Source organism: Solibacillus daqui, from assembly GCF_028747805.1.
GTDB classification, from domain to species: domain Bacteria; phylum Bacillota; class Bacilli; order Bacillales_A; family Planococcaceae; genus Solibacillus; species Solibacillus daqui.
In genome coordinates, this window is the sequence record NZ_CP114887.1 from 1,975,651 (window position 1) to 1,995,135 (window position 19,485).

Below are 19,485 nucleotides of genomic sequence, written 5' to 3' on the forward strand. Positions count from 1 at the left end.
ATGGATTTCGAACAATTAGCAACAGCGCGTCATTCAGCAGTTAATTTTGAAAAAGACTTTAAAATGACAGAAGCAGATTTTGAAAAAATTTTCAACTTAACAAAAACCGCGCCAAGTGCGTACAATTTACAATTTACAAACTACTTAGTTATTATGGACGATGATAAAAAAGAGCGTGTGCGTGCACTAAACTACGACCAATATAAAATTCATTCTGCAAGTGCAGCTGTTATCGTACTGGGAAATCGTCAAGGCATTGAGATGGAAAATGCAGAAAAAATTTATGGTCCAATGAAAATGCTAAAAATGATGGATGAACATACATACGACATGACAATGGATCTTATTCGTGGTTATTCAGAAGGCTTAAAAACAAATGATACATTAGTAAGAGAAGAGATTATCCGTAACTCCGGTCTTCATGCAATGCTGTTCATGCTTGCTGCAAAACATTATGGCTTTGATACTTGTCCTATGCATATTCATAATGTAGCAGATTTAAAAAAGGAGTTTAATATTCCAAGTCATCTTGAACCAATTATGTTAATTACGATTGGTAAAAGCGTAGATAAAACTCGCCCACGTGGCTACCGTAAGCCTGTTGGAGAATTTGTACAATTTAATAGTTTTTGATTTTCAAAACTAACTGCGATGAACTGCTGCAGTTAGTTTTTTTGTGCTATTGGGAGGGGCGGAATATTAGAGCAGCCAGATTCGAGCATATAGAATATCATGATTTTTTTTAGTGGATAAGGAATAGTCACTTTCATCTATCGGGCGTTGCTAGCAATCCTCTGTAGAAGTGAGATGATACCGTTTTATATGAACCCCAAAAAATAAAGTAGCGTTCTAATATACAGAACACCCCCAATTTTTTATTAAACCGTATGTTGAAATTTGTTTTTTAGCAATAAGACAAAGTTAAATAAAATAACTGCTGCACTTAATAAAAAGATTGGAGCAACTGGCAAGATGTCTGCCCAGATCCCACCGATAAATAAACCTACAGGTAATGCGAGCTTCATTATCATCGAAGTTGTACCCGCAACACGGCCGAGTAAATGATTTGGTGTCGTTTCTTGACGAATTGCTAAGTACACAATATTGGTCATGGTAGAAGTAGCAGTTCTAATGGCCAATAAAAGGCCCATCAATAGCCAATGCCCACTGAAAAACATGAGTGTTAAAGCCGTTGCATCTGCTAACATACTAAACGTATAAATTTGTCCACGTGTAAATCGTATACGCAATGGATGGATTAATTTAGCTCCGATAATTCCACCGAATGCAGATACAGTAAACATAAAGCCTAACTGTTCTTTCGTAAAATGCAGCTGATCTAACACATAAAATGTGAGAACGCCAATAACTAGGCTCGATGCAAAATTTGAGAAAAAGATCGTCCATGTTTGTAATAATAACGATGGATTCCCTACTAAAGCCTGTATACCTTCTCTCATCTCAGCGATAATCGAGCCTTTATTATTGCGCTTCGGTGTCGGTACAGAATCAATAAATAGTGCAATAACCGTTATACAAAGTTGACAAAAAACAAAGAGCCATAAAAACAATTCATTTGAAAGCCATAAGAGCAGCATGCCAAGTAAACCAGGTCCGATAATAGTAATCATTGTACTTAACAGTGAAAACTTAGCTTGCATGTCGGTCATAAGTGCTTTATCAAACAATTGTGGCATAATCGCATTTAGCGCACTTCCCACTGTATAGCCAATTGTCGATAATAAAAACCCAAGAACATACACATGCCACAGTACAAAATCTGTCGAAGTTAATATGTATACAAATGTTAAGGCAATAACTAATCGAATTATATTGCCGTATACTAAAACGAATTTTCGATTTATTCGATCTACAAAAACCCCAATCAGCATTCCTAGTAAAATATTTGGCAAGAAATCCATCATCCGCATTGTGCTCATCGCGAGTGCAGATTTTGTTAAGTCATACAAAATAATCGGTAAAATAAATGAAAAAATGGTCATTGAAATATTGACAAAAAAATGCAAGGTATAAATTTTTAGAAAAGTATGATTTTTGTATAAATTCATGTCCCTCACTCCTTAAAATCAGTGTAAACTAATAAAAGGAGAACAAAAAGTGAATGGTAATTTTAATTACTTCACCTTTTAGGAGGTAGCTATGAATTATGAACTAGCATTATTCAAACATTTCGAGACGCAACAACGAACAGAAACGTCTATTGAGTTAATTGCATCCATTTGGCATTGTTCGACAAGACATGCGAAAACACAATTGCATCGTTTACATGATGAGCAACTGATACAATGGGAACCGTTTAAATGGCGCGGAAAAAAACCGTTTTTAACAATTACTGCAGAAGAAATTGACATACTCCTATATGCAATGAAAACTTTATGGAAGAAAAATAAATATGAAGAAGCCATTCAATTAGCAAAGGACATGGAAAAACTCAATCATCCAACAATTCAACAATGGCTAAATGCACAATTTGGCTTGCAAAATGAAAATAACAACCACGTCTTTCGTCAAACCATGTATTATGTGGAACTTTGTTTAGATCCACTAAAGGCCTTGTCTCGCCATGATATGCATGTGTTAGAGCAAATTCATGAAACGTTATTTAAAATAGACGATTGTGGCATTGCACAACCGAATTTATTATTTCATTATGCTACGAAGGACTCTCGTACTTGGCATTTTATTTTAAAAAAAGGTGTACAATTTCATCACTTGCAAGAATTGACTGCTCAAGATGTTGTAGCAACACTTACAGCCTCTGCCAATTACTTTACTCATTTATTTAAAATTGTAAAAATAATAGCAATGGGACGGTACGAATTTCATTTGGAATTGAAAAAGCCCTGTGCACTTTTACCGTATTTTTTAGCAAGCACACGCCTCGTTATTTTACCAACGGATCGGTCGCCACAAATTGGCTGTGGGGCATTTATGTTAAAGGAAATCAGTGAAAAAGGACTAACACTGCAAGCATTTGTAAATTATTTTAATGAACGTCCTTGGATAGACAAAGTGGATATTGTATACAATGAGGCGTTTCAAAGTGATTCGATTCGTTATGAACCTTACGAGAAATCCATTCCGAGTCGAAAAATTGTATATAAAGAACCGGGAGCTTGTTATATGTGTCTCAATAGTCGCTATGGCCCGTTAGTAGATAAAGAGTTGCGTGCAGCTATTTGGCATAGGATAAAGGCGTCAGAGTATATACTGCTTGAAGAAAATGAAAACGTGGCACATGGTTGGCAGTTAGATGCAACACCTATTAATTTAGTAGAATCTAATAAAGGGCTGTTATTTGTAGGACAATTAACGATTGGTTACCAACAAATTCGTGAAGGGGTTAACCATAAAGAAAAGGCCGAAGTTTTACAAAAGCAACTAGCAAATATGGGGATCGCTTCAACCTTACAATGTATTAATTTTAAGAAACCACAGGAAGATTTAAATCAACGAATTGATATTTTTATTGGTGGAATTGCGATAGGAAAAAATGTTCCTTTATCACTCGTTCAAATGTATTTAGCTGAACCTAAACCTATGATGCAATTTGCAACGATTGAAGAAGAGCAACAAATTACAGAACGATTGCAAACAATCTTAGAAACGAATATAGACCTTACATCTTTCGAATGGATAGAACATCGTTTGCAGCAAAATTATTCGTTGAAATTTTTAACGCATCGTCATCATATTTATTACGTTAGAGAAGATACCCCGTACAAACACGTTCAGTTCGATAAAAATGGTCGTATCGATTATCGAAATATGTATTTTTCAATGGATACTTAAATCGCAAATAAATTTGTCAAGGAGACGGTTTAATAGTCTTTTCATTAAGATAATAATTTTTCGAAAGTTAGAGAATTAGAATTAAGATTGATAAAAAATTATCTTAAATAATTGCGATTTTTAGATTTAATTACAAGTAAAAAGTCGATTCATACTAAAAATTTTAGTGTGAATCGACTTTCATTGCCTGAAAGCGAGCTAGATGGACTTTTCTAACTGTGAGTTATATGTTGCGCTTCAAAATGCTGTAAATAATCTGTAAACAATACGTAATCGGCGTTTACAATCTGCTTATAGCGCATTGCTTGTAGGATAATTGCCTCGATAAAAATTTCCTCATGTCCTCGCAATTGTTTTAAAATTTCATCCTCGCTGTGATACGTAAAGACCGGTGAGTAATCCAAATCAGCACGTGAGTGAATTTTAGCTGCGATTTTCCCCATAATTTCAGTTGTCGTGTAGTAATCCTCTAATTTTCTGTAGTTTTTTGGCTTCACTTTCCGTTTGTACGGGGAACGCTCCCGAATATAATATTCCTTGTCGTCCATTGTCACATATGCTAAATACGGGTCCTGTAAATGGTGCATGGCCTTTTGTGTTCCGACCACACGTGCCCCCTGATGCGCATAATGGTTCCAAAATGGCTTATTGTAAGGCAGGAAATAGGCAGGAATCGCTGAACGTACTTCTTTCATTTCTAGCACTAAATCCTTACCACCAAGCGCATCTTGATGGCTATTAACAAGTAAATAATAGCGTTCCAATCCGATTGATGCCGTACCGGAGCCATATTTAATGGCAATATCTTTTACATGATAGTTTGGGACAAGTGCTACAATTTTCGCAAAAAGTGTTTTGTCAATTGGTTGAATTTCGTCATTCCAAATAAACACACGTTCTCCATTTGCGTTTATTTCTGTAATGTCATCTATTAGTGCTTCACGTTGGCGTTTTTCTAATTTTTTTAGCACACGCTTAATTGGGCCTTTTGTGTTCTGTTGCGTAAATACAAAACTGAGTGCGTCATCCTTTTTACTTTGGAATCGCTTTAGTTGCTTTATGTAGGCTTGTAAAAAGCGCTCAATTGCTTGCTGTTGCGTGGCTTCATCAAGTTGCTGCTCCTCTAAATAAAGTCCGATACTAATGCTCATACGAAGTACATCGTATAAAAAGGATCCAACATAGCCTTCGTCAAAATCATTGACATCAAAAACAATGTCGCCATTTTCATTTTGGAAGGCACCAAAGTTGTCCATATGCATATCGCCCATAATCCATGTTGGACGATCCTCAGGCGTATGGAACGGAGAAGGTGAATTTGTCGTGTCGTAATAATAAAGGTAAGCACTGCCACGGAAATAACGAAACGGGCTATCCGCCATTTTTTTATATTTTTCTATGCGCTGTTCCGCCGTTAAGTGCAATTTGTGGTGGTCAAATTGTTCAAAAATTGTGTGTAGCTGATCTTTACGCAATAAAATTCGTGTGTTTTGTACACTATCGAATAGTTGTTGTGTCATTATTAAAAACCCCCAATTTAGATTGTAACGATTGTATATGCTATTCATTTTACCTTATTATGGTGAGCGGCATCAATATAGCTAGTAATCTGTGAAATAGAAAAGACAGAAAACGGAATCCTGTAGTTGAAAAATTATAATTAAGGTGTAAAATTACACTAAAAGGGAGGATTTGTCTGTGGAGAAACAACAATTTATTGCACTCATTTCACAAAAAATTAAACTCGTGCGTACAGAGCAGGATTATTCGCAAGACAAAATGGCGGAACTACTTGGAATTTCGAAAAAAACGCTCGTTCAAATTGAAAAGGGGCGCATTGAAGCAGGCTGGACAACGGTAGTCGCATTTTGTGCGATTTTTAATCGAAGTGAGCTCTTACAAACGATTCTTGGCGATGAACCATTGTATTTTGTTCAGTTGTTAACGAATAAAAATGAGATTGTACCAAAGGATAAAACACTTGGTGGGAAAGTATGGTGGAAGGAGATCGAGGTTCGAGGTGATTTTCGTTTGCAGCAAAATATAATTAGTAGCCATTACCGAATTTTAGATGGTGAGCATTTTCGCATGTATAGTTCTTTTGATTTGCAAGATGCAAAAAAAAGACTGCAAGAGCTATCGCAAATAGTGTAGATGGTGGGGGACAGAATGAAAAAAAGCATTGGTTTCATCGTAAGTGTAGTTTATGCTTATCCGTTTGTTTTTTTCGCAATGTATATGGATTTTATCAAAGGGTCGCTATGGGGCTATTTGATTATGATTGCCGGCACTTCAATATTAGCTGTTATTGGTAAATTAATAATGCAAAAAAAGCTCATTATTTTAGGCAATCTGATTTCTTACTTCAGTTCCATTTATTTTGTTTATTCAATGCAAACATTGGAAGGGTGGGACGGTTATTTTAAACCTTTAACGGCGATGTAGCTACTCTTTATCGTAAGTCTACTTAATATAATGCCACAATATTTCATAGTGAAGCGAATAAATGGGAGAATGGGGAGGCTAGATAATGAATAAACGGTTATTTCTATTCTGGATTGTTGTTGTACTTAGCTTTAGCGTCAATATCATTCCATCTTTTAAATATCCAGACAGTAATATAACTATCATCCATTTTCTATTTTCATGTGTTGTCATATTAGCCCTCTTGCTATTAACGTATAAACAACTGAAAATGGTTCTTTACATAAGTGGTATCACAGGAGTCCTAATATATTGCATCAACTTATCAGTGGTCAGTAAAGCGCGGATAGATAATTCATTATTAGATATATTATTATCCATTGAATACCCGCTTTATGCCATAATCGTAACACCCTTATTTGGAATAAACTTTTTATTTTCTACAGATTATGCACATTTTGCGTTAGGCATAGCGACAATAAGCGGTGTAATTTTACTATTACTTGTCCTACTTAGACGAGAGAAACGTCTGAAAACACGTAGATTTATCGATCTTACTAAGCTAAGTAAAAAAGTGACTTGAAATCATGAAGGAGACATGGTTACTTCACCCATTCACGACCTATAGCAAGTCACTTTTTTAACTAGGTTAAATATTTGAACAATAAATTATTCGAATCGAATTTGCCCAACAAAATGGGAATGCGATTTAGGCAAGAACATAAATAGAGCCAATTCCTACTATTTATTTTATTTTGCGGTTTACTCCTTTTGAAAAGCAACAAATACTTCCTAGAAAGTATCTCTTTTGACCCAAAACCATAACGGTGTATGTTCATCGCAAATAATCGTTTCTAAGGCAAGTGATTCTAAAATTTGCTCATTAAGTACAGTACTGGATAGGTAAGTCGTCACGAAGGAATCAAAACGACTTAACCAAACAATTGTCATTGTTTCATTGGAAACGAGTAATTCCTGTTCAGGTAAATTTACAAATAATTGCGGTTCAACGAAATCTAAGGGTAATACAGAGCTTTGCAGAATAATCGGGCTCGACCAATACAGTTTTTTACTATTGCTCTTGATTAAAAGCTTTAAAAACGCTGGCCATAAAAGTGGTGACGTTTCATCGGAAGTTGGGAAAAATATATGTTTCGGCAAATATTTATGTAATTGTTCCGCTAAATCTGGTCGCGCATAGGGCTCGACTAAGGCATCAGAGTCAGAAAGTAACGCGAGTAACACATCTTCTTTACGTTTAAAATTACAAAGCTGACAAATCGTTTCCCAACGGACAGGTTTTCCGTACTGCATTTGTTGTTCGATTGTTGGGTAGTGGATAAAATGTTCTGGCATTTCAACAAACGGGTGTAAAATAAGTGCGGCACTTTTATAGTAATCCGGTATTTGTGATAAAATCGGATCTATATGCTCTATCCAAATATAATGCATGCAAGAACCCTCCTAAAATAAATGATTTTGACCACAATTTTGTAATAAATTATTCCAAGTTGCTCTTAAATATACAATAATCAAAAAGTGAATAAAATTTGTGCCATTTTAAAACGAAAGCGCTCCTAGCTTTTTTATGCAAGACTTTACAGCTTTTAATTATTTTAAAACATACTGTCGAATTGTATTGACAAAACATTTGTAAGCCTGTTATATTGATGTTAACAAATTTCGGAAGTAGGTGAGGAATATGACAAAACAATTAGAGAATGTATTCATGCAATGGGACTTGTCATATGTTGCTCACCATACGTGTGCCTTTTGAGGTATATGCTTCTTTAACGTACGTGTGTAGCCTTATGATGAGCTTCTATTGCCCATCATAAGGCTTTTTGTTTGCCTAAAAACAAAAAAATCATACGCCTAGGAGGCAAACGGAATTGAATAAACAACTATTAGGATTTAATGAATTTTTTGAACAGCAGCTTGAACAATTTGAAACAACAAATAAATTAGTGGGTCGCGTGATGTTAGAGCATAAGCATTCGTACCGTGTGATGACAGAGCAGGGAGAACTATTAGCGACAGTGTCAGGTAATTTTGCCTATCATGCATTTTCACGCAAAGATTATCCTGCAGTTGGGGACTTTGTGTTAGTCGAAAAGATGCAAGGCGAGGAGCGCGCAATCATTCATGAGTTATTTGAGCGCAAATCAAAATTTACGCGTAAAATGGCGGGTCTAGAAATTGATGAACAAATCGTAGCGGCCAATGTGGATTTAGTATTTTTAGTAATGAGCTTAAATGCGGATTTTAATGTGCGCCGTTTAGAGCGCTATTTAGTAGCGGCTTGGGATTCGGGGGCATCACCAGTTATTGTTTTAACAAAGGCTGATCTTTGTGAAGATGTGGAAAGCTATGTCCGTGAGGTGGATGCAATAGCATTTGGGGTAGATGTCCTTGTAGTGAGCGCACTTTCAGGAAAAGGTATCGAGCAGTTAAATAATCTTTTAACAGAAGGGAAAACAGCGGCATTATTAGGTTCTTCGGGTGCGGGGAAATCGACGTTAACAAATGCATTATTAAACAGCGAGCAAATGAAGGTGTCGCATATTCGAGAGGACGACGCAAAAGGTCGTCATACAACAACACACCGAGAGCTTGTCGTATTACCAACAGGCGCTTGTTTAATCGATACACCAGGCATGCGTGAATTGCAGCTATGGGATCAGGGAGATAGCTTGGCAGCGAGCTTTGCCGATATTGAACAGCTAGCCAAAAAATGCCGCTTCCGTGACTGCACACATAAAAATGAACCACATTGCGCAGTGCAATCGGCAATTAAGCAAGGCGAAATTGAACCCGCACGTTTAACGAGTTACTTTAAATTACAGCGTGAACTTGCATATATTGAAAAGAAAACGAATACCGATGCGCAATTAGCGGAAAAGCGAAAATGGAAACAAATTTCAAAGTCGTTGAAAAAACCGAAATAACAAAAAGCAGGTGTGTTTCAATATGAAGCACATCTGCTTTTCTTTAAGACACTTACTTATGTAATTTGCAATTCTTATCATAAAATAGAGACTTTTAGTAATGAGTAGTGTAATGAGAAGGTGACAAATTGAAATTTCGTTCTACAAAACACAATACTAACCAATCTAAATCAGTGAAGTTATTGACTTAGTACTTGTTATGCTTAAGTACCTTCAAAATAAAAACAAGCAGCCAATAAAATTGGTCGCTCGTTTTCTGTGTCTTTTCATTAAATATGGCGAAATCAATTAGTTAATGAAATTTTGAGGAATACATTCACGAACACCAGAATTTCTCATTGAGTTAAATAAAGCTGCACCAATCCTTAATATAACATTGCTATCAGTTCCATTTTCTAAATCATAGATTACATAATATGCATTATCAACCGTAAAAATACATTTTCGTTCTAATTCAAATCCAGGTGGAACAGTTGGGAGACTTAATACTGGTACAACCACTGGTGTATCCCCTTCATCTCTGATAAAATTGAAGGTTTGTTGGTCAATCTCATAGATATTAATTGATTCAATCTCCACGCCTTTATCTGGAACTGTAATTTCATCTTCAACTAATAGGAAAAAGCGTTCGTTTCGAAAATTGAAAAGACTTCTCGAGCCAATTTCAAATGATGCCATTTTATATTCACCTCCTTTTCTATTTTAGTAAGGTAATGTTAGCCTTACTTTATTAACATATGGTTAGAAAAAGAAATTTGATTGGATAATTGTCTATTAAGTAATGAATTACTTTTACATAAAAGAAAAAATGGTTGATAGTCCATTTTAAGATTTCATTTTTGTACGTTAGTACCATTTTTAATGAAAAAGTGTGCTGGACATGTGGGCGTGTCGCATTCGGCTGTTTCGTAACAGGTAATTTTAACAATAACGTTAGGGGTTATATGGTATGGAAGTTATCGGGGCTGAATAGAAATATATCGCTAACGATTATAGTGTTTACGGATGAGAAAAAGCAGAAAATGCAAAAATCAAAGAGTTGTTTTACTAGTATGAAAAAGATGAAGGTTTCGGCAAATACGAAAATAAACGTAAAGAAATTTAGGAAGAATGGGACAGTTGTTATTCTTAGAAATGATTGGAGAAAAGAGGGTAGAAAAAATGGACATGAAAGCACGAAAAGCAAGGTTAGAGCTGCTATTACAAAAGCAAAAAGAGAAAGAAAGAAATGATGAAATACAAATGCAATTTGGTTGGATGTTAAAACCTTTTTCAACTAAAGAAGGTATTAGGCTGTTAGATGATAAGGAAAGGGAAAAAATGAAAACTGAACTTATAGAGAGTATCCCAATAATTGAATGGGTTAGTCTTGATTTAGAGAAAATGAATAACAAGTTCGTGATACAAAATGTTAGTAGCGATAAGGTGTCATCGTTTTTTATAGATAAAGAACTATACACGGAGAATTCAGTTTATCTTTTCTTACAAGACGACCTGCCTCCTTTTAGCACATGGCCGTGGGTAAAGATGCCACTATCAAAAATTATTGAAAATATTATTGATCTAGCAGCAGAAGATGCCTATCCACAGTATGTATTTAGCCCATCACCCAAATTTGTAATAGAATTCATTGAACCGGACATCATAACAATTGCTTGGTAACAGTGAATTTAACTTAGTTACTCCAAAAAAGAAACATAATGCGTAGGAAGGTAAAAATAGATAATAAAAAACCGGTAAAAAAATACCGGTTTAAAATGGATAAACTTACTTTGTATTGTTTTCGTTATTTAGAAAACTACCAGAGGCTTGATTTTTATTAGCTTCTGCTTGTTGGAGTTGTTGTTTGACTTGGTTAACGTCAGTCTCCATTCCGAATTCTACGTTCATTGAGTTCATTGCATTCGGAGTTGCATAACTACCAGAGGCTTGATTTTTATTAGCTTCTGCTTGTTGGAGTTGTTGTTTGACTTGGTTAACGTCAGTCTCCATTCCGAATTCTACGTTCATTGAGTTCATTGCATTCGGAGTTGCATAACTACCAGAGGCTTGATTTTTATTAGCTTCTGCTTGTTGGAGTTGTTGTTTGATTTGGTTAACGTCAGTCTCCATTCCGAATTCTGCATTCATTGAGTTCATTACATTCGGAGTTGCAAAACGACCAGAAGCTTGAGTTTTGTTAGCTTCTGCCTGTTGGATCTTTTGTTTGATTTGGTTAAGATATTGATTGTTGTTGTTTTTTGGCATGAATTTCACCTCCCGAATTTAGTCTGTTCAGAAGAATTTTTATTATCCTTAGATTTTTTCGGGTTGCATTTCAACTTAAATTTACCCATTAAACAATCAAGAATAGATTCTCTCATAAGGGTTAATTTAACCTTGGGAGGTGATGACAATGTCGAATAAAAAGCAGAACAAAAATCAAGCAAATAAAGAAGAATTTGCAGAAGATTTAAGTCCTGATGATTTGGATATCCGCGAAGAGAATGATTTAACGGAAGAACAATATAAGAATTCAAATCAAGGGAAACAATCCGATAATACTAATAATAAGAAGTAAAAAAAATCCCCAGTTTTAAACTGGGGACTAATTTTTAACACGCTGTATAAATACATATTATTTTCCTGGATGATTTACATGTAATGGTGGAGGCACTATTTAATTGAAGATAATGATGATATAAAACCATGCACAATAATGGTAACTAGTCTGCAGATGCTATATTGGTATATCTTAGTGACGTTAGGAGTAAAACTATGAACAAATTTATTAAGACGTTAGCATATGCAAATAAATTATTTTATGAACCGAATAATTTAACAATAAAAAATATTCGTGAAGAAACTCAAAATTCAGATTATGGGGCTGGGATATTTCAGTTAAATTCTAAATTGGTTAGATTTAGAGTAGCAAAAATAACACCTACCAAGATAGGTCAGTTTGTTTCCTTTTGGGAAAAGGATAACGCTAACAAAAACCAAGCATTTTCATTTGACAATGCCACTGATTTACTGGTAATAAACACTTTTAATGATAATGGTGATTTTGGTCAATTCGTTTTTCCAAAAGAGGTTCTTTTAAAACAAAACATTCTTAAAACAGCTAATACAAAGGGGAAAATGGCAATAAGAGTTTATCCTAGTTGGGATATACCCACAAGCAAACAAGCGATAGCAACACAAAAATGGCAATCACCATATTTTGTTAAAATAGATGATGCTGATAGTTTGCAAATACAAGAGCTATTAAAGTTATACTCCAACTAAAGATGTTTAAAAAAAGAAAAAGCAACACCCTCTATTACATAAATTGAGTCATTTAAATATTCACAGAACAATATGACCAAAAACCGTTAAAACAGGGCATGTTGCAGTCACAATAATTCGAGACTATTGGAATTTTTCTATTTTTATGTCGTCGCATTATACATATATTTTCTAGGTTATTCTTCTGAGAGAGCGATGTATACAAGGTTTTATTTAGTGTTGAATTCCTATAAGAAGCAGCACCATTAAAAAAATCAGGTTAATAAGCAAGTAATTGACGTGAAAAAATAAATGCAGATGATGAGGTTGGCTCAAAAACCGCCCTCAATTATATATCGAATGCCTTTATGTGCGAATTAAATAGACTATTAGAGATGACAAAATGGTATCATCTAATCGTAATAGGCTTAATTACTGTCATCTGGGCAAATGTAATGAAAGCTTAAATATAAAAAATCAAATCGGGGTGAACTCCATGACAATCGCAAGTGTATTGACAATTACACTCTATGTGTTAAACATTATTTTTGCACTTATTGTTATATTTATAAGTAGAAAAAGTCCTTCATCCACATGGGCTTGGCTATTCGTATTCTTTTTCTTGCCAATTGTAGGATTTTTCCTATATTTATTATTTGGAAGAAATTTACGAAAGAAACATTTCGTTCGTTGGCGAGCAATTCACCAACACGAATTATTAGATACTTATAAAGAACAACAACAGCATATTCATAATGGTACATATGATTATCCGAATGCAATTTCAAAAAAATATGCACCGTTAATTCAAATGAATGTCGATTATAATCACGCGATGTTAAGCGCACATAATGATGTGAAACTATTCACAAATGGAAATGAAAAGTTTGATGCTGTAGTTGAGGACATTATGCAGGCGAAGGAATCGATCCATATACAATACTATATTTACAAAATGGACGATGTCGGCAAACGAATTTTTAATGCATTAGTGCAAAAGGCAAAAGAAGGGGTAGAGGTTAAGCTTATTTATGATGATTTAGGCTCGCGAAAATTACGACCGCGCCATTTACAACAGTTAATCGATGCAGGTGGACAAGCTGTGGCGTTCTTTTCATCGGTTTTCAAAATTTTAAATCCACGTGTCAATTTCCGCAATCACCGAAAGTTAGTAATTATCGATGGCAAAATAGGTTACATAGGTGGCTTTAATGTCGGGAACGAGTATGTTGGTTTAGATGAAAAATTCGGCTATTGGCGTGATACACATTTACGAATCGAAGGGCATTCAGTCTATAGTATGCAAGCCCATTTTTTATTCGATTGGCATCAAGCACGCAATGAAGAATTTAAGTCAGGGGATGAAAAATATTTTCCTTCATTTGAAATAGCAAAAACGATACCGGTTCAAATTGTTTCTAGTGGGCCAGATACCGATTATGAGTCGATTAAAAATAGTTATATTCGAATGATTCTTAGTGCAAAACGTTATGTATATATTCAATCACCATACTTTGTGCCTGATGAGGCCTTTTTACATGCCATTCAAATTGCGGCAAGTTCGGGAGTAGATGTGCGCGTGATGACACCAGAAAATACCGACCACCCATTTATTTATGGGGCAAACTCAGCCTATAATGGTGATTTACTTGAGCATGGTGGACGCGTGTTCCGTTATACGAAAGGTTTTTTACATGCGAAAATGCTTGTCATTGATGATGAAGTCGCTACGATTGGTACAACAAACATTGATGTACGGAGCTTTAGTTTAAACTTTGAAATTAATGCTCTCATTTATGATTCGGATATTGCAATGCAATGCCGTCAATTATTTGAACAAGATCAGCAGGATTGTTTTGAAATGACTAATGAGCGATTTGCACAACGAACGACATGGACAAAAGTACGTGAAGCCATTTCAAGATTAATCTCACCAATACTTTAATATTAACTTGCTATAGTAAATTTTATTTGTGCCTTAAGCTAAGCGACTGGTATCGAAGTTTTTCATTTCTATAAATGTGGGATGAATGCTTCGAGAATTAATTGATAAGCCTACATGATTTCTTATTATAGAAATTGTGTAGGCTATTTTTTATTTCAAATTCCGAAATAAATACGAGATTTTTTTACGAAAGTTTAGTAAAATGGGAATTGAATTACAATTCTGAAAGTGAGGCGTTTTACATGACAATCGCAACGTATCCACAAGTATGGGACTTAGATGTATTTTTCCCAGGAGGCTCAGCTTCACCTGAGTTAAAACAGCATATTGAAAACTTAAAACCAAAGTTTGATGTATTAAAAGAAAAGGTGGATCGATTAGAAATCCCAACTTCTACAGATGCTGCCCCAGCGTTATTATCAATTTTAGAGAGCATTAAAGAAACGTTTATGCACATTTCACAAGCGGGTGCGATGCTTTCGTGTTTAACAGCTCAAGATATTAATGACCGTGAAGCGCTTCTATTACAAGGTCAATTATCAGGAAATGCGGCAAACTTCTCGCCGATTTTAGAAAGCTTCAACCAAAAGCTTGGTCAAATCGAGCAAGCAACATTTGATGAATTAGTGAATGACACAGATTTAAACGAATTTTCGTTTATTTTAACGGAATGGCGCGAACACTCAAAAGAGTCATTGTCTGAAGAAGAAGAAGCATTAATTTCAGCGTTAGGCGTAGATGGTTACAGTTCATGGGGTCAGTTATATAGTATGCTAATTGGCGACATTAAAGTGGAAGTAGAAGTGGACGGCGAGAAAAAATTATTATCAGTCGGTCAAGCTAATAACCTATCTTCTCATAAAGATCGCACAGTGCGTAAAGCTGCGTTTGATGCGCTGGAAAACGTGTTTACAGAGCGCGAGGAATTTTTCGCTAAAACATTAAACCACTTAGCTGGATTCCGTTTAGCTGTATATAAAAAGCGCGGATGGGAATCGGTAACAAAAGAGCCACTACAAATTAACCGTATGAAGCAAGAAACAATCGATGCTATGTGGGGTGCGATTACTTCTCGCAAGGCAACGTTTGCCAACTATTTAACGCATAAAGCAAACATGCTTGGTACTGAAAAATTAGATTGGTTCGATTTTGACGCACCGGTAACAGATTCAACAGCGACAATGCCGTATCAAGAGGGAGCAGAGTTCATTTTAAAACATTTCGGCCGCTTCGGTAAGGAAATGGAAAGCTTCGCACGTAAAGCGTTTGAAGATGGTTGGATTGAAGCAGAAGATCGCGACAACAAACGTCCGGGTGGTTTCTGTACTGGTATGCCGTTATCTGAGCAATCTCGTATTTTCATGACATACTCAGGTTCAATGTCAAACGTATCAACATTAGCACACGAGCTTGGACATGCATTCCATACGTATGCATTACGCCCAGTGCATCCATTAAACCGCCGCTATGCAATGAACGTTGCTGAAACAGCCTCAACATTCGCAGAAATGATCGTAGCCGATGCTGCGGTGCAAGAAGCAACAAACGAAAAAGAAAAAATCGCATTATTAGAAGATAAAATCCAACGTTCAGTGGCATTCTTCATGAATATCCATGCACGCTATTTATTTGAAACACGCTTCTATGAAGAGCGAAAAAACGGTGTTGTATCAACAAAACGTATCAATGAGCTAATGGAAGCAGCACAAATTGAGGCACATGCAGGGGGATTAGGCGAAACACACCCACACTTCTGGGCATCAAAAATGCACTTTTACATTACTGGCGTGCCATTCTACAACTTCCCGTATACATTCGGTTACCTCTTCTCTTTAAGCATTTACGCAAAAGCGAAAGAAGAGGGAACAGGCTTCGAGGAAAAATACATGGCATTACTACGCGACACAGCGATCATGACAGTAGAAGACCTCGCGATGAAACATTTAGGTGAGGACATTACAAAACAAGATTTCTGGTTAAAAGGCATCGCACTATGTGAAGAAGATGTAGTAGAATTTATTGCATTAACTTCGAAATAATAAAACAGGCTGTTACGCAATTTGACGTAGCAGCCTGATTTTTTACTATTATAATGTTTTCTTACGCAATTTAAAGTCAACTGCATCGGCATCACGAATGGTAATCGTAAATGTGCCGTTTACTTGGTCTTGATGTACTTCGATTTTGTCGTCTAAACGTTTGTCATAACGGAAAAATATTTCACCTTCAGCAGATTTATAAATAACATTTAAATCATCACGCTTTACTTCGAACATAGGGGTGAAATCTGGATTGCGATCTGTGAACTCGTTAATGAATAATTTCGCGCCTTGCTCGACAAAATTATCGTCATTATTTTCCGGTGCAATGGCTGTGTATATATTGTGTACGGATGCATCTAGCTCGACATATTTTCCGTGTTCAAATTCATCATCAATGACACGTTGTAGGCGCGGCTTTTCTTCGTCTTCCATAGATTCAGCTATTTTTTCGTACAATTCCTTCATCAGCATTTTTGTTTTCTTTTTGTCAGATGCAATTGGTGTTGCTTGTAGGAATGTTTCCATGAAAAACTTTGCAGGCTCACCGTCTGATTGCTTATCAAGAACATAGACGTTTTCTTCAAGTGGGTTATAATCCATGCGAATCAATGCACATTTTTGCACGCGGCTAGTGGCGTCAGGTAAAATGTTTTCTATGGTTGACAGTTCTAACGTTTCTAAATCAATTTGAACGGCGTCTTTTGGATCTAGTTTTAACAATAAAATATAATCCTCACCAATCATTTCAAGATGCGCAACGAACACAGAGCCATTTGAATTCGATACATTCTGCATAATTTGATAGAGCTTGTTCGAAAGGTCATTTGCTAGCGACAAAAAGTGTGTATCATCGGTAAATTCAATATAGCGATTCATTTTTGTTAAAATGTCGTTGTCGCGATCTAAAAACTTACCTGCGACCGCTTTTGGGCTATTCATTGTTGCATCAATATAGCTTTCGAAAAATTTGCTATAAACACCTGATTCAAGTTGCGTTAAGTCCATCGTTTGGCTTGCTGACACGAATCGGCTTTGCTGCATATCAAGCAACGTTACCGCCATGCGCTTCATTTTGATGGCTAATGTTGTTTCTTCTTGTAATTCTGTCATTGTCCCGTACTCCTTTACTTCACATTCACTTAGTATATCGAACAAACGATGTAAGCTCAATTCTTTACAAATACGAACGTATATGCTAGTATAATAATGTGCTATTTTAGGTAGTACTATAAATAAATTGGCATTTCTGTTAGTGTTTTTGAGGATACTTATTCACACTGGCGCAAGCTAAAGGGCTGCAAGGACATAGTAGCAGGTTGGGACTATGTTGCTTAAGTTAGAAAAGATTAGTGGAATTTTACCGCGGTTAAAACAGAAGTTTATTAGCTTCTAATGATATAAATTCCCCGGATGATCGGGTTGAAACTTACATTTATTTATAAAACTATCTATTAAATACTAAAGGGGGTTCCTGACATTCAGGAGCCCCCTTGTCCAATTTATTAGGCAACTACATATATGTGGTTGCTTTTTATATTGTCCAAAATAAAAATCCTTTCAGCTGCATAAGCCAAGTGTGATTTTTGCATTTTGATTCTATTCCCAGTTTCCAGAATAAATAACCGACATACACTAGGCAGAAAAGTATATTCTTTTCTAAATGGGCATTTCCAATAGGTTAATTTTTCAAGTACACATACAGATAGCAAGACAATAAAAATGGGAGGGTAAAAGAATGAACAAAAAAATGCTTATGTCATTAGTTGATAAAGTTGTAAAGGTGGATCGAGGAGGTCCAGAATCGCGAGTTGGAAAGATATTGACAGCTGGAGACGATCATTTTGTGTTACTAACAGAAAAAGACGGTATCGTTTATTATAAAACGCAACACATTAAGAGCATTACCCACAATACAAGAGAGGGTATTGAATTTAATGTTGAAGTTCCAGAGGATAAAACTTATTTACTGCCAACTGATTTTACATCAGCTGTTTGTAATTTACATCATCAATGGGTGAGAATAAATCGTGGTGGACCAGAAATGTTAGAAGGAATAATGGATGAGGTCACAGATGATTATATTACCATTTACTCAAAAGATGAAATTATCCGTCTTGCCATGTATCACGTTCGTAATATTAGTTTAGGAACGTCTAGTAAAAAAGAAAAGGAAGCTAATAAGGATGAGAACACTGAAGGTAATAACGATAAGGAAAGAAGTTCTAGAAATCGAAAAAGCTAATGTTTTTTTTGTATAAAGTTTGGCTATATAAAGGAGGAAGGAATTTGATTATCCTCCTTTTCTTCTCTATCATTGGTGGTTTATTTTATAAACTATTTCTTGCTACACCTATAGATCGTAGCCAAGAGATTACAATAAATTCTACTCATTACAACTCCAATCATTATACACATAGTCAAAATCCTTCATTTTAAACCTCATCAAGTATTACCTTATTTAATTTCAGGGGCACTAATTGCTACAGCTGCTAGTGCTCCTATTGCGGTAAGTAATATTTCTGATCTGATTGCTCTAGAAATTGTTGGGCTAAGTTTAAATAGTTACGTGGAAATGGTTTTTGTCCCATCAATGATTGGAATTATTACTATTACGTTTTTTTAAAAGTCTATCCCCAAAAGAACGAAACCTATTCCGATCAATATGAATATAAATGAACAGCTGTTGCATTCTCACCCGCTGGATATTCGGACTAATTATGAAGAAATCGATTGGAAAATGTTTGAAATATCTTAATTATTGTCGTTGCAAAGAGGGCAAGTTTCTTTGTGCTATCTCCATTTGGTATTCCTATTGAATGGATTGGTATGTTTGGTGCAGCAATTTTAATCACAGTAAGATGGTTAAAAATGAAAACGGGACTTTCAGATATCATAAAAAATTATCCATGGTTTATTTTTTATTCCCATTCAATATGTATGTGCTTGTATACGTTCTTAAAAATGTAGAGTTGAATGATATTATTATCAAAGAAATTTAAGTCCTCAGTAGAACATAATTTATTGAACGTGGTCATAATTATGGGGTTATTATCAACTTTTTTGTCTA

19 protein-coding genes are annotated in these 19,485 nt (G+C 35.5%); 13 read left to right on the forward strand and 6 right to left on the reverse strand.

Features of this window, described 5'->3' with window-relative positions:
• Entirely contained in the window at window positions 1-633 is a 633-nt protein-coding gene (locus O7776_RS09535) for a nitroreductase family protein (RefSeq protein WP_274310353.1), read from the forward strand.
• A gap of 245 nt (window positions 634-878) precedes the next feature.
• On the opposite strand, the gene O7776_RS09540 is transcribed toward O7776_RS09535, so the two are convergent.
• Window positions 879-2,069 (reverse strand): MFS transporter, encoded by a 1,191-nt coding sequence (locus O7776_RS09540; protein WP_274310354.1) that lies wholly within the window; start codon window positions 2,067-2,069, stop codon window positions 879-881.
• 91 nt (window positions 2,070-2,160) lie between these two features.
• Between O7776_RS09540 and O7776_RS09545 the strand changes: the two genes are divergently transcribed.
• Window positions 2,161-3,813, forward strand: a complete 1,653-nt coding sequence (locus O7776_RS09545) for an ABC transporter substrate-binding protein (protein WP_274310355.1) — start codon at window positions 2,161-2,163, stop codon at window positions 3,811-3,813.
• A 212-nt stretch (window positions 3,814-4,025) separates the two neighbouring features.
• Here the strand turns inward: O7776_RS09545 and O7776_RS09550 are convergent, their stop codons facing one another.
• Window positions 4,026-5,333 (reverse strand): DUF2252 domain-containing protein, encoded by a 1,308-nt coding sequence (locus O7776_RS09550; RefSeq protein ID WP_274310356.1) that lies wholly within the window; start codon window positions 5,331-5,333, stop codon window positions 4,026-4,028.
• A gap of 178 nt (window positions 5,334-5,511) precedes the next feature.
• Between O7776_RS09550 and O7776_RS09555 the strand changes: the two genes are divergently transcribed.
• From O7776_RS09555 to O7776_RS09565, 3 genes are all read left to right on the forward strand, one after another.
• The gene (locus O7776_RS09555) at window positions 5,512-5,967 is read left to right on the forward strand and encodes a helix-turn-helix transcriptional regulator (RefSeq protein WP_274310357.1); all 456 of its coding nucleotides are present in this window, start codon (window positions 5,512-5,514) and stop codon (window positions 5,965-5,967) included.
• A gap of 15 nt (window positions 5,968-5,982) precedes the next feature.
• The gene (locus tag O7776_RS09560) at window positions 5,983-6,258 is read left to right on the forward strand and encodes a hypothetical protein (RefSeq protein ID WP_274310358.1); all 276 of its coding nucleotides are present in this window, start codon (window positions 5,983-5,985) and stop codon (window positions 6,256-6,258) included.
• A gap of 85 nt (window positions 6,259-6,343) precedes the next feature.
• Window positions 6,344-6,820, forward strand: a complete 477-nt coding sequence (locus tag O7776_RS09565; protein WP_274310359.1) for a hypothetical protein — start codon at window positions 6,344-6,346, stop codon at window positions 6,818-6,820.
• A 209-nt stretch (window positions 6,821-7,029) separates the two neighbouring features.
• Here O7776_RS09565 and O7776_RS09570 read toward each other — a convergent pair whose 3' ends face one another.
• On the reverse strand, window positions 7,030-7,689 hold the full coding sequence (locus tag O7776_RS09570; RefSeq protein WP_274310360.1) for a DUF2711 family protein: 660 nt from the start codon (window positions 7,687-7,689) through the stop codon (window positions 7,030-7,032).
• 440 nt (window positions 7,690-8,129) lie between these two features.
• Between O7776_RS09570 and rsgA the strand changes: the two genes are divergently transcribed.
• On the forward strand, window positions 8,130-9,185 hold the full coding sequence (rsgA, locus tag O7776_RS09575) for a ribosome small subunit-dependent GTPase A (RefSeq protein WP_274310361.1): 1,056 nt from the start codon (window positions 8,130-8,132) through the stop codon (window positions 9,183-9,185).
• A 288-nt stretch (window positions 9,186-9,473) separates the two neighbouring features.
• Here rsgA and O7776_RS09580 read toward each other — a convergent pair whose 3' ends face one another.
• Entirely contained in the window at window positions 9,474-9,863 is a 390-nt protein-coding gene (locus tag O7776_RS09580) for a spore coat protein (protein ID WP_274310362.1), read from the reverse strand.
• A gap of 483 nt (window positions 9,864-10,346) precedes the next feature.
• Here O7776_RS09580 and O7776_RS09585 point away from each other — a divergent pair, with 483 nt between their 5' ends.
• Window positions 10,347-10,847 carry a CDI toxin immunity protein gene (locus tag O7776_RS09585; RefSeq protein WP_274310363.1) on the forward strand — a complete coding sequence of 167 codons (501 nt, stop codon included), beginning with the start codon at window positions 10,347-10,349 and terminating at the stop codon, window positions 10,845-10,847.
• A 105-nt stretch (window positions 10,848-10,952) separates the two neighbouring features.
• Here O7776_RS09585 and O7776_RS09590 read toward each other — a convergent pair whose 3' ends face one another.
• Window positions 10,953-11,432 carry a gamma-type small acid-soluble spore protein gene (locus tag O7776_RS09590; RefSeq protein ID WP_274310364.1) on the reverse strand — a complete coding sequence of 160 codons (480 nt, stop codon included), beginning with the start codon at window positions 11,430-11,432 and terminating at the stop codon, window positions 10,953-10,955.
• Window positions 11,433-11,580: 148 nt separating this feature from the next.
• Here O7776_RS09590 and O7776_RS09595 point away from each other — a divergent pair, with 148 nt between their 5' ends.
• The 4 genes from O7776_RS09595 to O7776_RS09610 all read left to right on the forward strand — a co-directional run bounded on the left by O7776_RS09595 (window position 11,581) and on the right by O7776_RS09610 (window position 16,415).
• Window positions 11,581-11,745 (forward strand): hypothetical protein, encoded by a 165-nt coding sequence (locus tag O7776_RS09595; protein WP_274310365.1) that lies wholly within the window; start codon window positions 11,581-11,583, stop codon window positions 11,743-11,745.
• 197 nt (window positions 11,746-11,942) lie between these two features.
• A complete protein-coding gene (locus O7776_RS09600; protein WP_274310366.1) occupies window positions 11,943-12,452 on the forward strand; it encodes a MepB family protein in 510 nt (169 codons plus the stop codon).
• A 475-nt stretch (window positions 12,453-12,927) separates the two neighbouring features.
• Window positions 12,928-14,376: a cardiolipin synthase gene (gene cls / locus O7776_RS09605; protein WP_274310367.1), complete on the forward strand. Its 1,449-nt coding sequence runs from the start codon at window positions 12,928-12,930 to the stop codon at window positions 14,374-14,376.
• A gap of 242 nt (window positions 14,377-14,618) precedes the next feature.
• Entirely contained in the window at window positions 14,619-16,415 is a 1,797-nt protein-coding gene (locus O7776_RS09610; RefSeq protein ID WP_274310368.1) for a M3 family oligoendopeptidase, read from the forward strand.
• A gap of 48 nt (window positions 16,416-16,463) precedes the next feature.
• Here the strand turns inward: O7776_RS09610 and O7776_RS09615 are convergent, their stop codons facing one another.
• Complete coding sequence (locus O7776_RS09615; protein WP_274310369.1) at window positions 16,464-17,528, reverse strand: nucleoid-associated protein; 1,065 nt, start codon at window positions 17,526-17,528, stop codon at window positions 16,464-16,466.
• Window positions 17,529-18,153: 625 nt separating this feature from the next.
• On the opposite strand from O7776_RS09615, the gene O7776_RS09620 reads away from it, so the two are divergent.
• Both O7776_RS09620 and O7776_RS20330 read left to right on the forward strand, forming a co-directional pair.
• On the forward strand, window positions 18,154-18,660 hold the full coding sequence (locus O7776_RS09620) for a hypothetical protein (RefSeq protein ID WP_274310370.1): 507 nt from the start codon (window positions 18,154-18,156) through the stop codon (window positions 18,658-18,660).
• A 180-nt stretch (window positions 18,661-18,840) separates the two neighbouring features.
• Window positions 18,841-19,041 (forward strand): hypothetical protein, encoded by a 201-nt coding sequence (locus tag O7776_RS20330; protein ID WP_420802173.1) that lies wholly within the window; start codon window positions 18,841-18,843, stop codon window positions 19,039-19,041.
• Window positions 19,042-19,485: the final 444 nt, after the last annotated feature.